This is a genomic window from uncultured Wocania sp. (assembly GCF_964021735.1).
Taxonomy (GTDB): Bacteria; Bacteroidota; Bacteroidia; order Flavobacteriales; family Flavobacteriaceae; genus Wocania_A.
On the sequence record NZ_CAXIBN010000008.1, the window covers coordinates 1 to 15348 of the forward strand.

The following is a 15348-nucleotide window of genomic DNA, read 5'->3' on the forward strand; positions in this document are numbered from 1 at the left end:
GATAGAAATAATAATGTTTTTACTTATAGTATTTAGGCTTTGATTTCTTTCATTAAATCATCATAAGTATAAAAAGATTTATCTTCTTCATTTTTATGATATAACACACTTACTCGAATGGCTTTCAACCCTGTTACTGCTTGTAAGTCTTGTAGTTCAACTATTTCAACATCGGTATCTAAATAGTTTTTAGACTGCAAAAATTTAATATATCTTAAATATTCGCGCTCGTCTTGTTTTTGCGAGTACACAATGCTTATTTTTCCCTTTTGAGTAACACGCTCTTTAGTGCCTTTAATATATGCCTTATCAACTCGCTTTTTAACAATTTCGTAGCGTGCATTATATGTGCCATCTACGTCAAATTGTTTTTCATCCATTCTAAAACTAATTGATAGTGGTTGATTAAACACTAAAACCATTGATGCTACATCTAGTGCCACAGAAAAATTAGATTGCATTTGGTAGTATGTATTCTCCATTTCGCACATAACCTGTAATTGCCACAAACGTAAATTGTATAAATAAATAGGATTAAAACTTTCTTCTTTAGTAATAGATTCTCCTATGTACATATTATGCTCTACACCATCGGTTTTAAAACGCTCAAAATAATGTGGGTACATAGCTTGTGCTTCTTCTTGTTTTTTATCTAAAAGCGATGCCATTTCTTTATTAATTAATGCAATAGTATCATCATAATCTTTTCTATGATGATAGAGTAGATTAACTTTATCGTTAATACTATTAAAATAAGCATCTATCTGCTCTTTCAACTCATCGATAGTATATAAATGCTTTAAAATAGCATTAACTTCTTGATTAAAAAATTCAGAAATTTGCTGTTCGCTATCCACTTGAAAATGCTTGTTTAAGCCCTCTAAATAATCATTTATTTGATATACATATTGCTCATATATTGGTAATGTTTCTATTTTTGAGGCATTCTTAAAAATGTTTTTTACAGCATTTAGCTGCAAGGTTAAATCTTTTTTTGTAGCTTGATTTCTAGCTTCAGAAGAGCCTTTAATATCAATTTGCCCATAAAGCGGGTAAATATTATCAAAGGCTATTTTTTTAAAAACAGCTTGTTCTCCATTCATTTCTGCTTTAATAAAATCTTTTGCCTCTCTTGCAAATCGCCAATGCACACTCGGATGAATAGAAGTACACTCTTTTTGAATAATAGCTTCAATTAAATTTTCTTCATCATTTTTAGAACGCTCAACTGCAGATATAATGTAAGGCATAACATCAACCAATTTATTGGCATTTATACTGTTAAGCATTTGGACTTTATTTGATACTATTTCTAAAATTCCCATTAACCCATCATCATTTGCAATAGGTGCAAAAATAGCACTTTTTATACCCTGTTTATGTAAGCTTGTAATGTGTGGAGCGCATCCTTTAGTTTTTTCAAACATTCCATCTACATCAGATACCGAGAAATATTTTTTTTCTTTTAATAATCTATCATACGACCAACTACACAGAGCATCAGTACATTTTTCCTTTTCATAATTTCTAAGAAGATAGCTTTTCATACCTGCGCCATAGACACGCTCAAAAACGCCCTCTTCTTTATTATATATTGAAAATCCAACTTTAAGATCGTTAATACCAAAAAGAGATCTGAAAATTTCGTGAAATCCTGCCATGAAATTTTCATCTTTTCGTTTGTCATCAGCTATAAGACTTGACTTAACATTAGATATAGATTGGTCATCTGTAACATCAAAAATGTTTGAAATTACAAACCCTTTAAACGTGTAACTATTTGGTGGAAATTTTTCTTTCCAAAGAGCAATATTTTCAAAATTATCTAATAATTCATCATAATCTTTTTGCGTTATTTTTGGCGCATTTTTATTGGGAACAATTTCAGTAAAATCGGCATTATATAATATTTTATAAAAATGTTTAATACCATTTGCATCAGGTATTTCGTAATAAAATGGGCGCTTAAAATTTAAATTATACCCGTAGCAAAAATTTAAAATGATGGTACAAGCAATTATATAAGTATCATCTTTAGGCATGTTTTTAATTTCTAATTCGAAATCTTTACCTGCTGTTTTAATTATACTTTTAAATCGTTCTGAAGCATTAAAAATTAAATTATGAAAGGGTATTGATGCTGTTTTTATTTCATTTTTAGTTAAAACTGAACTAAACGAATCTTGTAGAATTGTACTAATTTCTTTTTCTCTTTTCTTTAATATAGAAGCGTCGCTAAAACCGTCTCTTAATTCTGGAAACACGCTAGCTGTTTTTAGTATACGCTTAGCTTTAGCTGCAGTAAATTCGTCACTACTCTTTGCTAATGTCTCATAGTGCTGTAGCAACTTATTGAAACTCACTTTTAGTTTAAAAGGCGATTCTATATTTTCGTTAATATCCATGATATTGATTTTCTTATAAAACAAAATTACAAATTATTGCGTTAGTCGTTTTTAAATAGACTTTCTAACACATAAAATGTTACAAACTTATTGTTTAATATTTAGGGTTTTTAAATTAAAAAGGCTCCACGTTTTCATGGAGCCTTTACTACTTAAAATATAAGAAACCTGCAACAATCATCAAAATATTAAGTTTTACTAAGGTTTCTTATTTACTAACATGTAAAACTTAAACACTAATAACCAACCAGTGTTTTTTTAAAGCGAACTAATATTAATATTGTTAACAATACAACCATAACAGTGGTTGTAAGGATCCCTAAGGGGAAATAAAATCTGAAATTTCCCATCAGTTTTATATTATTTACGATGGTATTTTATTAAAATTTGGTATATGTGTTTTTTTAAAGTATTGAACTCCTTAACAAGCTGGATATATTGCGCTCTTTTATTTTCATGAATATTGGCTCTTAATGCATTGTACTCTGTTTTTCCGTATTCGTATTCATTTTTTAATGCTTGGTCGTACTTGCAAAATGTTGCCATAATCAAAACATTTTTTCGGCGTAACCCTTGAATTGAACTTGAAATAGAACCTTTTTTAACAAGTTGTTTTTCAATAATATTAAAGTAATTCAATTCGTCATTAAGCTCCTCTAAGGCGCTTATCCAAAGATTTAACTCGTTTAAATCTTTTTTGATGCATAACTGCCTTTGAGTCTCTATTTTTTGTGATAAGGTTGAATTCAATAAAAAATAATTAATACTTTTTGGCAAGCGTAAACGTACCCTGTACCTTGTTAAAAAATTCGTTTTTCAATTTTCTGTATGCCTCTATATGTTGCAAATATATTCTTCTGTAACCCTCGTGCTCTGTAATGTAAACCATATCACATTGCGTGTCTTCGCACTCTATAATGTCCGTTCGGGAAATCGCATGCCTATTTAATGCGGCAAGTAAGGCTTCGTTTTCAACTTCTTTTATTTGAAGACTTTTTTGCACATTATCTTCCTTTAGTTTCAAGCTTAAATTTGTGTTGCACAAGTTTAATAGATTGGTTATTTCCTTTTTTATGTATTTTAAATGGCTCATCCAATTGTCCAGCTCTATCGTGTTGATTTTATGCGTAACATCTACATCTGAATCATTAAAGAATATTTGAGTATTTTGATTTTGCATGACTGTTAATTTTATACCACTAAATCCATTCCACTGAAAGTTTCTTCTTGACTCACATCGGCAATCTTTAGTTGTTGTTTACCTGCCGGAAGTTCCCAAAGAATGGCATCGTCTTTAGCATACCCAAAAAGGGCCGACCCCATTGGTGTAAGTATTGAAATTTTGTTCTGCTTCATATCCTTCTCCATAGGTATCACAACTTGTAGGTTTTTTTCCCAGCCTTTATCTGATACTACCGTAACTTTTGAGTTAAACCGAACAACATCATCGGGCATTTCATTTTCATCCAATATGTGAGCAGTTTTAAGTTGCTCAGTTAATTCTTGTAACGATTTTTGGGTGTTAAAATCCCCAACATATCCCGATATATTAAGTATGCGTTTTAAATACACATACTCTTTCTTTTCCAATATTAAACTTCCGTACTTCATAGTGTGAATTTTTAAATGTTTTATATTATTATTATTATGGAAAAATCCCTCTTTCAATATAAGCTCTTTCTATGCGCTGAATGGCAATACAATAAGCAGCTGTACGCATATCTAGGCCTTCTCGTTGCGAATATTCATAAACCTTATTAAAAGATTCTCTTAACTTCTTTTCGAGCTTAACCATGACTTCATCCAGTTGCCAAAGCTCTCCATTTCGGTTTTGTAGCCACTCAAAATAGCTTCCAACTACACCTCCAGAATTACATAAGATGTCTGGAATAATAGCAATACCTCTTTCTAAAAGAGTTTTTTCTCCATCAACATTTGTTGGTCCGTTAGCGCCTTCAGCAACTAAACTTGCTTTAATTTGTGAAGCTTTTTTAACTGTTATTTGGTTGCCTAAAGCTGCTGGAATACATATATCACACTCAGTTGCAAAAAACTTGTCTTTCTCTAAATTTTTAGCATTTGGAAAATCTACAACACTCCCTTTATTTGCCTTTGTATAGTTAAACAAATCTTCAACTACAATTCCTTTTTGATTTTCAATACTACCAAAAGCATCTTGAACAGCTACTAATTTTCCACCTTCTTTCTCTAAGAAGTACGCTGCCCAATAACCTACATTACCAAAGCCTTGAACAATAAATTTCTTGCCTTTTAAATTGATATTGTTTTTCTCTGCCCAAATTTTAATTGACAAGTAAACACCATAACCTGTTGCTCTATCGCGACCTTCAAGACCTCCACTACCAGCTGGTTTTCCAGTAACTACGTGTTGGTTTGCAGTGCGTTCTGCCGGTGGACGTGTACTCATATACGTATCTGCCATCCACGCCATAGTTTGGCTGTTGGTATTTACATCTGGAGCTGGAATATCGTGTTCAGGACCAATGTTATCTGCTAGGGCAAACGTGAAACGTCTTGTAATGCGCTCCAATTCACCTTGTGAGTATTTTGAAGGATCTAATTGTATGCCTCCTTTACCTCCACCGTAAGGCAAACCAGCCAATGAAGTTTTCCAGGTCATCCACATTGCCAATGCTCTTGCCGCATCAATATCTACAGTAGAATGGTAACGTAAACCGCCTTTATAAGGACCTAATGCATTATTATGTTGCACTCTATAGCCTCTAAATATTTCTACGTCACCATTATCCATTTTTACAGGAAAATTGACAATGATTTCATTATTGGTAATGCTCAATATTTTTCTAATGTTCGGATGTAATTTAATTTGGTCAGCAGCACTATTGAATTGCTCCATTACATTGGCCATCATACCTTTTGCTGGGACTTTTTCTGAATTCTTCTTTATTTCTGCTGTTAATATCTCCATTTAATAGTATATTTTTAATTATAATTCATTTTTACTATATCTCCCTTTATTTGAAAATCTGTAAGGGCTCGTTCTGATAGTATCAAATATTAGTTTACCTTTTGTTGTTCTTCGGTTTGTTAATCCGCTTAAATTCATAATATGTTTCTTTTATAATTACACCAATACTAAATGAGTTTCCTTAATTTTATATTGTGTTCTTATTGGTGCTATCTATTTTTAAATTGGTTATCTGAAATATCTATTCGAAATCGATCTTTCGCGATATTTATCCATGATGTATTGATGTCTCATAGTTTTTATGCAAGACATTTTAGTTTTTAAAAGTTTTTCCTTTATTGCTGATATTATTGTCTTAAAAATCATAATCTGTAGTATTTAATAATTAAACTAATTGCAAGAATTCTTTTTTGTGTTGCTTTGGTTTTTTCATTGTCTCAGAATTACATTTGTTTGGTATATCTTCGTCAAACTCGCTACAAGACCAAACTTTGTCTTTTTGTGTCGTTAACACACAATTATTGCGATGTATGCAACTCGGACAAATATTAAAGTGATTCATATTTTTAATGTACTAATGTTATACACTTACCATTAAGCAATGCATATGCCAAGACATTTTCAAAAATCAGAACAAAGCAACAAAACCTTTTATTAATAAGGGTTGAAGTGGCTTATTGTAAAAACTAAATATAATTAGGAGTGGTACAAAATTACCCAACTGGGTAAATAGTTATCAGTAAAAAAAGACTATTCAGAAAGTTTTTGACGGATGGTTTTTCTGTTAATTTGAAGAATTTCTGCAGCTTTGGTTTTATTGTTTCCAGTAGCTCGCAATACTTTTTCAATGTATTTTTTTTCGATTTCTTTAAGAGGCAATAGTTGGTCTTCGGAAAATTTCAAACTGTATTTTAAGTGTTCAGGCAACTGTGCTATATCTATAATCTTGTCACTCATAATTACAGCACTTTGAATAACATTTTCTAACTCACGTATGTTTCCAGGCCAACTGTATCGCTCTAAAACCTTTAACGCTTCAGGTGTGATTTTTACAAAGTGGTCCTTATACTCGATACCATATTTAAAAAGGAATTTATCGACCAATAATGATATATCGTCCTTTCGTTCACGCAATGGGGCAACTTCTATTTCTACCACAGTCAATCGATAAAACAAATCTTCTCTAAAGGTTTGTTTTTGTATCATATCTTGTAAATCACTATTGGTTGCTGCAATAATTCTAACATCAATTTTTTCCACTTTAGTTGCACCAACCTTAACCACTTCCTTTTCTTGAAGCACTCTCAATAATCGAGATTGTACAGCTAATGAAGCATTACCAATTTCATCTAAAAAAATTGTACCACCATTGGCGGCTTGAAAAAAACCATCTCTATTGGTTTCGGCTCCTGTAAAAGCACCTTTTACGTACCCAAATAATTCGGCTTCAAGCAAGTTTTCAGGAATACCTCCACAATTTACAACAATAAATGGCGCTCTTGCAAACTTGCCTTGATAATGTACTGCACGTGCCACCAACTCTTTACCAGTACCACTTTCACCTTTTATAAAAATAGTGGCTTTATTATTTTTAACGCGTTCAATGATTTGAATAACATCATTAATTTTTTCTGAGCTTCCTATAATTTCTCCATAGGAAGCGTTTTTTTTATTAAGCGGTTCTATTTCTTTATTGAAATTGTTTTTCGAGGATTTAAGCGATTTATCAATGGATACTTTTAATTCATCTTTTGTAAAGGGTTTTGTTAAATAGTCAACGACACCCGATTTAATAGCTGCTAAAGAATCCTGAACCGAAGGATAACCCGTTACTACCAATTTCGGTAATTTAGGATAATGTTCTGAAACGAATTTAATGAGCTCTGTGCCATCAATCTCAGGCATTTTTAAGTCGGTAATTAATAAATCTATTTGAGTATCTCGCAAAATGGTTACTGCTTCTTTTACCGAAATAGCTTTGTAGGTATGATAATTCCATGATTGTAAATGACGCTGTAAAAGTTCTAGTATGTTAACATCATCATCAACAATTAGTATATTTTCTTTGCGCAATTGCATAATTAAGACTTTGGTAATGTAACCGTAAATATAGCACCTTTATTTGGGTTATTTTTTGCCGTTATTGTGCCTTTGTGAGAAGCTACAATACCATGAACAACACTTAAGCCAAGTCCTGAACCATCACCTGTTGGTTTGGTTGTAAAAAAAGGCTGAAACACTTTTTCTAATGCTTCTGCTGTAAATCCATCACCTTCATCAGAAATTTTAAGAATCACATTAGTTTTGTTTTGTAGTGATTCAATAGTAACTAATCCATCTTTTGGAGAAAAATAAATGGCATTCATTAACAAATTAAAGATAATTTGTGTGAGCTGAATTGGGTCTGCTCGTAACCATAACGCTTCATCTTCAATCTTTACTATGTATTTTACCTGCTCTTTTCTAAATGTAGCATCCAGAAGATTGATAGCGTTTTTAATATTAGGTATGATATTAACACGCTTCATTTCCTGAGGCATTTCGCAAGCGAAAAACATAAGTTTTTTCACGACTTCTCTAGAAAATATGGTGTTTTTAATAATTTTATCTACATCGGTTAGTGCTTTTTTATTCTCTTCAAAATCTGCCTTTAACAACTCTGCAAAGCCTAAAATATTAGTCAAGGGTGTGTTTAGTTCGTGAGCAATTCCTGCAGTAATCTCACCTAAAATACTTAAACGGTCTGCACGCTCCATTTGCCTTTTCAGTGAGATTTCGTTTTTTTGAATTTCTATCCGTTCAAGCATATTTCCAACTTTTAAGGCTACATTGTTTAGTAATAGTTGTTCCTCTTTTAAAAAATCTTTCTTTTTGAATTCTGACGCATTTAATTGAGCTATTATTTTCCCTCTGATTTCATTAAAAATATTAATGTTTGAATGAATTGTTACTGTATTCTCTAAAAACTCACCTGTATTTGTTGAAATTTTATCATTAGTTATTGTAATACTTGTTTTATCAGGATATTGAAATGCTTTTTTTAAGCTTTTTGCAATCGCTTTTAGTGTATCTTCCAAAAGTTCGGCATTGGCATTTACGATTATAGATGACACTTCGTAAAGGCAAGTCAACTCTTTAATACGCTCTTGTAATTCTTGTTCAGTATTACTCATTATTTGGCGATTTATTTTCAACTTTGGATTTTACATCTTTCTTTATGACTATGGTTCTATAAGGGAAAGGGATTTCAATACCTTCTTTATCAAAACGCTTTTTAATACTTTCTAATACGTCTTATTTTAAGTTGAAAGCTATCACCGAAATCTTTTCCTCAAGTCCATGCTCTAATGGTCATTGATAAATCGTTTAGTTGTGTTACTGCTGTTTTTACTATAGACATTCCCTCCTGTAACTCCAACTCTGTTCGATTATCTATAATAAGTAGATGGTTTTCACATTCCTCTTGCATGATTTTTTTTTGCCAAGTCTATATCACTATCGTACGAAATCCCAATCTCAATACGTTCGCAAGTTTTGAGTTCTCCTATATCATAATTAATGAGTTTTTCTTTATTGATAATCGCGTTTGGAATCACGATCATTTTGTTTTCATAATTACGAATTACCGTATGGCGCAATGTAATATCGACAACCGTACCGATCATTGTATCTGTTACCTTAATGCGCTCACCAATCTTGAAAGGCTTAAATGCAATAATGAATAAACCTCCAATAATATTTGATAAAGCTTCTTGTGCTGCGAGTCCAGCAATAAGGGCCATGACTCCTGCTCTACCCAAAGCTGTTTGGGCAACCCCTTTAAGGGAAGGAAAAGCTAAAAGACATAGCATTATACCAGTAAAATAAATGACAACAAGGACAACGTATCTTAAAAACTTAAAACTGGTTGGGTCGTGTTCACTCTCAATCTTTTTTTGAATATCTATTTTAAACCACAAACTAGCAGATGTAGCAACAATGATTGTAATTGATATAACTATACCAATATAAAGTACCGTTTTAAAATTATCTATAATAACACCTTTATTATCATTTTCAACAAAAAGATAACTTAATGCTATGACAACTAAAATAATCCATAACGTGTTGAGTATACGTTTCAATAAATTAAGAGGTTTTAGCATCTCTCCAAAAAAATTTCTTTGTTTCTCTTTTGTAAGCCAATAACTCAAATAATTTGTCAAAAACCGTAAAACTAACATTGCAACGATGACAATTATACCGTAAATTATGTCTTGTCTATGTGTTTCAAAAAATTCTCTCATAACCAATTTACATTTTTTCAATTATTGAAAAAATATGTTTTATTTCAAGTCTCTATTTGGAATTGTTATACTGCTTCATTGAATCCATCCTCAAAATCATGTACCCAATAATAGCAGAAATTAGCGACCCTATAAGAATACCTATTTTAGCAGAATCTATATATTCTGGTTTTGTTGCAAATGCTAAACCAGCAATAAAAATAGCCATAGTAAATCCTACTCCTGCTAAAAAAGAAACACCTATGATTTTTTTAAAATTAATATCCATTGGAATGGTCACCAACTTCATTTTTTTTGCTAAAAAAATCACGAAAGGAATACCTATCCCTTTACCTAACACCAAACAAATAATAATATTAATTACTAAAGCCGTTTCTATTTGCATAGAGCTATCAATAAGCACTCCAGCGTTGGCAAGAGCAAATACTGGAATAATAAAATAAGCTACCCAACCATGTAAACTATGCTCTAAATGCTGTAGTGGCGATTGAAATTTATTTGTCCAATCTTCTAAAGCATCAATGTGCTCAATTTGTTCGTTTGAAAGAATTGGTTTTTTAGAAATAGACGCATTTTTAATATTATTAAATACCCCTTCTAAATTTTCTAAAAATGTTGATGTATTTATTTTTTGTCTAATAGGGACTGAGAATGCCAATAAAATTCCAGCTACAGTTGGGTGAATTCCAGATTTTAAAAACAAAAACCAGATAACAATGCCAAAGAAAAACATGATAAATTTTGAATAAAACCCTTTAAAGGATAAAAAGTACAACAAAGCTAATAATACTAATGCTATTAATAATAAAGTAGTATTAATTGTACCACTATAAAATATAGCAATAACTAGAACAGCTCCAATATCATCAACAATAGCAAATGCAGTTAAAAATATTTTAAGACTTAGAGGTACTCTATTACCTAAAGCATTTAAAATAGCTAAAGAAAAGGCAATATCAGTAGCCATAGGTATTCCCCAACCCTTAAAGGTTTCGGGGTTTTGGTTTAAAAAGAAAAAGAAAACAACAGGAACTACCATTCCGCCCAATGCTCCAAAAAGCGGGAATGCTATTTTTTTAACAGAATTTAATTCCCCAATAAGTAATTCTCTTTTAATTTCTAATCCTATTAAAAAAAAGAAAATAGCCATTAAACCATCATTTATCCATAAAATTAATGGCTTTTTAAATTCAAAACTTTCTGTTACAATACCAATATCATATTGCCAAAGCTCGCTGTAGGCATTGCCAAATGATGAATTCGCCCAAACAAGTGCAATTACAGTTGATAACAGTAGTAAAATACCACTAAAACTTTCAATTTTTACAAATTTTTGAAACGGTGTAAGAAATACCTCTTTAATCATTATTGTTAGTTGCTTTTTTTAAACCTACTCAAATATAAGATTTCGTAGCAAGAAACTATATGAAATAAGTAGTGATTTTAGTTATATAAAAATTAAAAACTGTATAAAATAAATTTATTTAAAAGGAATTAAGATACAAGAAATTATTAGATAACAGAAAACTAAACTCTAATGTTTTTCATTTGAGATTCTATTTACTAAAGCTATATTTGTTATTTCAACAGAAATAAATAGTATGAAAGTTCGTGAAAAGTTTATTTTAATTTCAATAATAGTAATTGTACTAACATATGTTATAGCTTTATTTTGGTCACCTATTTTATGGACGCTTTTACTTATTGCGCCACTTGTAATAATGGGTGTTTTTGATATTCTCCAAAAAAAGCATACCATAAGAAGAAACTTTCCGCTAATAGGTCGATTTAGGTATATTTTAGAATCTATTCGACCAGAAATCATGCAATATTTTGTTGAAACCGATACAGAAGGAAGGCCTTTAAACCGTATACAAAGATCTTTAATATATCGCAGGGCAAAAGGCGAAAATGACACTGAACCTTTTGGCACACAATTAAACCTATATCATTCTGGTTATGAATGGTTAGAACATTCTATGTATGCAAAAAACAACCCGAAAAACATTGGAGAATTCCCTCGTTTGCTTATCGGAGGAAAAGATTGCAAACAACCGTATTCTTCAAGTTTACTAAACATTTCTGCCATGAGTTTTGGCTCATTAAGCACCAATGCCATTCTCGCGTTAAACAAAGGTGCTAAAATGGGTGACTTTGCACATAATACTGGAGAAGGTGGGATAAGCAACTATCATTTAGAACATGGTGGCGATCTTATTTGGCAAGTAGGAACAGGGTATTTTGGATGTAGAAAAGATGATGGAACGTTTAATGAAGATACTTTTAAAGAAAATGCTTTACGTCCACAAGTAAAAATGATTGAGATAAAATTATCTCAAGGTGCTAAACCTGGACATGGTGGGATTTTACCAGCTATAAAAAACACCGAAGAAATAGCTAAAATAAGACACATAAAACCTGGAGTTGCAGTACACTCTCCTCCATCTCATTCTGCTTTTGCTGATCCTATTCAGTTCATGTATTTTATTAAAAAACTTCGTGATCTATCTGGAGGAAAACCAATTGGCTTTAAGCTTTGTCTTGGTCGTAAACAGGAATTTATGGATTTCTGTGAGGCGATGATTGCCACTGGTATTCAACCTGATTTTATAACTGTAGATGGTGGAGAAGGCGGTACAGGTGCTGCACCAGTAGAGTTTTCAAATTCCATGGGGATGCCATTACGTGAAGGATTAATTTTTATTCACGATACTTTAATAGGGTTTAACTTAAGAAAAGACATTAAAGTAATTGTTGCTGGCAAAATTATTACTGGTTTCCATATGGCAAGAGCCATAGCTTTAGGTGCTGATGGTTGCAATAGTGCACGTGCTATGATGCTTTCAATTGGTTGCATTCAAGCTTTACAATGTAATAATAATACGTGTCCTGTTGGTGTTGCTACTCAAAATGCATCTTTAGTTAAAGGATTAGTTGTAGACGATAAAGCACCACGAGCCAAAAGATACCACGAAGCTACGATACAAAGTTTTCTGGAACTTGTAGCTGCCGCAGGCCTTAATAATCCAAACGAATTAACTAGAAACCATATTAGCAAAAGAGTAGGCTTATATGATGTAAAAACTTACGAGGATATTTACCCACACATGGAACCAGGCTCTCTTTTAGATATTAACAAAATTCCTGAAAATTATAAACGGTTTTTTCATTTAACTAGAATAATGAAATAGGTCTGTTAATAAATGTTTCTCTATTAGAATTCTTAAATAAAAATTCTCGCTTTTAGAGTTTAATATTATTCTTTTATTTTTTTGAAAACACTCAAACCACATTCTAAAAACCTAGTATAATCTTCTTCATCTGGAGTATAACCTACTGCCTGATTTAAAATTTTTGTGCCGTCAGAGTTTAATAACACATAGTATGGTTGCGAATTGGTTTGAAAAAATTGTGTTTGAAAATTAGCCCATTTATGTCCATAACTCTCAAGTTTTCTTGTGCCTCCGTTTATTCTATTTACATTTACTTGCTCGTCTTCTGGCAATGCTTTTTTATCATCTACATAAAGTGAAATTAACACATAATCGTTTCTTAAGTAATTATCAATCTTTTTAAGTGGCCAAACATGTTCTTCCATTTTTCTACAATTCACACATGCATAACCTGTAAAGTCTAACATAATAGGCTTATTAACCTTTTTAGCATATGCTATACCAGTTTTTAAATCTTTAAAGCATTCTAAGTTATTAGGACAGTCATTTGGATACAAAAAACTATAGCCAACTGGTGGAGCTAGCCCACTTAATAATGTTAAAGGTGTAAATGTATTTGTTTCTTTATTTACTCTAAATCCCGAAACTAAATATATAGTAAATGCTGCCACTAATACGCCTCCAGCTATTCTTGAGAATGATAGTTTCTTTATCGGTGAATCATGCGGAAATTTAACTTTCCCAAGCAGATATAAAGCTAATCCGCCAAAAATAATAATCCAAAGTATTAAAAAGGGTTCAATTTTTAAAAGATTCCAATGCGCTACTAAATCAGCATTCGATAAAAATTTGAATGCCAATGCTAATTCTAAAAAACCTAAAATTACTTTGGTTGTATTTAACCAACCACCAGATTTTGGTAAAGCATTCATCATATTTGGAAACATAGCGAATAATGCAAAAGGCAAGCCCAAAGACACTCCAAATCCAGCCATACCAGCAGTAAGTTGCCATGCACCACCATCTGCTGTTAATGAGCCTGCTAATAGCGACCCTAGAATAGGACCTGTACATGAAAATGACACAATAGCCAATGTTAATGCCATAAAGAAAATACCAACAAATCCTCCAGAACTTTCTCCCTGTGTCGTTTTATTTGTCCAACTAGATGGTAATGTTAATTCGTAATATCCAAAAAATGAAAATGCAAAAAACATGAAAATTGCAAAGAATATAACATTTAACCACACGTTGGTTGATATTTCATTTAAAATGTCTGGATTTACTGAATCTAATAAATGAAATGGCACACTTAAAATAATATAAACTGCAAAAATGAAAAACCCATAAAGCAATGCTTTAGATACTCCTGAACCTTTATTTTGTCCGCTTTTTTTAGTAAAAAAACTTACTGTAAGAGGTATCATTGGAAACACGCAAGGCGTTAATAATGCTAACAAACCACCTAAAAAACCCAAACCAAAAATGTTCCATAATGATTTTCCTCCACTTTGTAATGCTGATGCGTTACTAGTAACTTCATTTTCGCATTTAACACTTGAAACGCTTAAATCTTCTGTAGTCATACCATAAAGCATACTATTAATAGATGCATTGTCTACTGTTGGTATAATTCCAGAGTTCGTGTTTTCATTTTCAGCACTTAAAGAAAAAGTAAAAACCTCATCAATTTGCAAACAAGCTTCTTTACAAACTTGTCCAGTTAAATTTAAAGTAACTTTTGAAACATCAATATTACTCAACTTTATTCTTTGTTTTAAAATAGCTTCATTATCAAAAAAGGTTTCTGTTACCTTAAAAACTTCATTAAATTTTTTAATGGTTTCACTTTCTAAAGCTTTACCTTTCAATTCGTAATCATTAGTTTCTTCCGCCTTAACAATTTCTATTGGCAACGAGCCACCATCAGCAGTATATTGAGAGTATACATGCCAATTTTCTTCAATTGTAGCTTTCATTATTAAGTAAAACTCATCTTCAGAAATTTTTTCAACAGATGTTTTCCATTTTACTGGATTTAACATCCCAACTTGGGAATTAAACCTACTATTGTTATCATTCGTTTTGCTAGGAATATTAAAAACTAAATCTACTTGAGTAGGTGGTAAACATCTAGTATCATCACAAACCATAAACTCTACTTCGCCTTTAACTAACGACAACTCCCTATTTAATACTTTTAGCCGTTGTTTAAAAACTACTTTATTTTCAAAAAACTTAATACGCATATTAAAAACGGGGTCATTTATGGTGTGACCTTCCTCTTCTAAAACTGTTTGAATTAATTCATAATCTTGATTGTCTTGAAAAGTAAACGTTGTTGGAATTGGTCCACCTTCAGGCACATTTTGTGAATATAAATGCCAACCTTTATCTATTTTTGCCGTAGCAATAAGCTCGTATTCAGTTTCTGAAACTTTCTCAACAGATGTTAACCATTCAACAGGTTCTAGTATTTGGGAAAAGGTATTAAAGCCTAGAGTTAATGCTAAAATTAAAACTAATTTTTTCAT

12 protein-coding genes are annotated in these 15348 nt (G+C 31.6%); 1 reads left to right on the plus strand and 11 read right to left on the minus strand.

The genetic code is table 11. The features are described 5' to 3' along the window. Positions 1–32: 32 nt before the first annotated feature. The 10 genes from AADI82_RS01580 to nhaA form a co-directional block, all read right to left on the minus strand. Positions 33–2405, minus strand: coding sequence for a GAF domain-containing protein (locus tag AADI82_RS01580; protein WP_341214714.1), 2373 nt, complete (start codon positions 2403–2405; stop codon positions 33–35). Positions 2406–2765: 360 nt separating this feature from the next. After that, positions 2766–3155 carry a hypothetical protein gene (locus AADI82_RS01585; protein ID WP_341214715.1) on the minus strand — a complete coding sequence of 130 codons (390 nt, stop codon included), beginning with the start codon at positions 3153–3155 and terminating at the stop codon, positions 2766–2768. 10 nt (positions 3156–3165) lie between these two features. Continuing rightward, positions 3166–3585, minus strand: a complete 420-nt coding sequence (locus tag AADI82_RS01590) for a hypothetical protein (RefSeq protein ID WP_341214716.1) — start codon at positions 3583–3585, stop codon at positions 3166–3168. An 11-nt stretch (positions 3586–3596) separates the two neighbouring features. Continuing rightward, on the minus strand, positions 3597–4016 hold the full coding sequence (locus AADI82_RS01595) for a GreA/GreB family elongation factor (RefSeq protein ID WP_341214717.1): 420 nt from the start codon (positions 4014–4016) through the stop codon (positions 3597–3599). A 34-nt stretch (positions 4017–4050) separates the two neighbouring features. Continuing rightward, complete coding sequence (locus AADI82_RS01600) at positions 4051–5355, minus strand: Glu/Leu/Phe/Val dehydrogenase (RefSeq protein WP_341214718.1); 1305 nt, start codon at positions 5353–5355, stop codon at positions 4051–4053. Positions 5356–6105: 750 nt separating this feature from the next. Then, positions 6106–7434 (minus strand): sigma-54 dependent transcriptional regulator, encoded by a 1329-nt coding sequence (locus tag AADI82_RS01605; RefSeq protein ID WP_341214719.1) that lies wholly within the window; start codon positions 7432–7434, stop codon positions 6106–6108. Positions 7435–7436: 2 nt separating this feature from the next. Further along, positions 7437–8528 carry a HAMP domain-containing sensor histidine kinase gene (locus AADI82_RS01610; RefSeq protein WP_341214720.1) on the minus strand — a complete coding sequence of 364 codons (1092 nt, stop codon included), beginning with the start codon at positions 8526–8528 and terminating at the stop codon, positions 7437–7439. 158 nt (positions 8529–8686) lie between these two features. Further along, positions 8687–8824, minus strand: coding sequence for a hypothetical protein (locus AADI82_RS01615; RefSeq protein ID WP_341214721.1), 138 nt, complete (start codon positions 8822–8824; stop codon positions 8687–8689). Continuing rightward, positions 8808–9479 carry a mechanosensitive ion channel domain-containing protein gene (locus AADI82_RS01620; RefSeq protein ID WP_341214722.1) on the minus strand — a complete coding sequence of 224 codons (672 nt, stop codon included), beginning with the start codon at positions 9477–9479 and terminating at the stop codon, positions 8808–8810. Before AADI82_RS01620 ends, AADI82_RS01615 begins: the two co-directional genes overlap by 17 nt. A gap of 214 nt (positions 9480–9693) precedes the next feature. Then, positions 9694–11007 carry a Na+/H+ antiporter NhaA gene (nhaA, locus tag AADI82_RS01625; protein WP_341214723.1) on the minus strand — a complete coding sequence of 438 codons (1314 nt, stop codon included), beginning with the start codon at positions 11005–11007 and terminating at the stop codon, positions 9694–9696. A gap of 235 nt (positions 11008–11242) precedes the next feature. Between nhaA and AADI82_RS01630 the strand changes: the two genes are divergently transcribed. Then, the gene (locus AADI82_RS01630) at positions 11243–12832 is read left to right on the plus strand and encodes an FMN-binding glutamate synthase family protein (RefSeq protein ID WP_341214724.1); all 1590 of its coding nucleotides are present in this window, start codon (positions 11243–11245) and stop codon (positions 12830–12832) included. Between the two features lie 65 nt (positions 12833–12897). Here AADI82_RS01630 and AADI82_RS01635 read toward each other — a convergent pair whose 3' ends face one another. Continuing rightward, positions 12898–15348 (minus strand): protein-disulfide reductase DsbD domain-containing protein, encoded by a 2451-nt coding sequence (locus AADI82_RS01635; protein ID WP_341214725.1) that lies wholly within the window; start codon positions 15346–15348, stop codon positions 12898–12900.

Bases quoted from the DNA above. Each gene is read 5' to 3' on its own strand.
- AADI82_RS01615 (WP_341214721.1), bottom strand. From the start codon at position 8,824: ATGCAAGAGGAATGTGAAAACCATCTACTTATTATAGATAATCGAACA.
- AADI82_RS01580 (WP_341214714.1), bottom strand. From the start codon at position 2,405: ATGGATATTAACGAAAATATAGAATCGCCTTTTAAACTAAAAGTGAGT.
- AADI82_RS01635 (WP_341214725.1), bottom strand. From the start codon at position 15,348: ATGAAAAAATTAGTTTTAATTTTAGCATTAACTCTAGGCTTTAATACC.
- AADI82_RS01595 (WP_341214717.1), bottom strand. From the start codon at position 4,016: ATGAAGTACGGAAGTTTAATATTGGAAAAGAAAGAGTATGTGTATTTA.
- AADI82_RS01605 (WP_341214719.1), bottom strand. From the start codon at position 7,434: ATGCAATTGCGCAAAGAAAATATACTAATTGTTGATGATGATGTTAAC.
- AADI82_RS01630 (WP_341214724.1), top strand. From the start codon at position 11,243: ATGAAAGTTCGTGAAAAGTTTATTTTAATTTCAATAATAGTAATTGTA.
- AADI82_RS01610 (WP_341214720.1), bottom strand. From the start codon at position 8,528: ATGAGTAATACTGAACAAGAATTACAAGAGCGTATTAAAGAGTTGACT.
- AADI82_RS01600 (WP_341214718.1), bottom strand. From the start codon at position 5,355: ATGGAGATATTAACAGCAGAAATAAAGAAGAATTCAGAAAAAGTCCCA.
- AADI82_RS01590 (WP_341214716.1), bottom strand. From the start codon at position 3,585: ATGCAAAATCAAAATACTCAAATATTCTTTAATGATTCAGATGTAGAT.
- nhaA (WP_341214723.1), bottom strand. From the start codon at position 11,007: ATGATTAAAGAGGTATTTCTTACACCGTTTCAAAAATTTGTAAAAATT.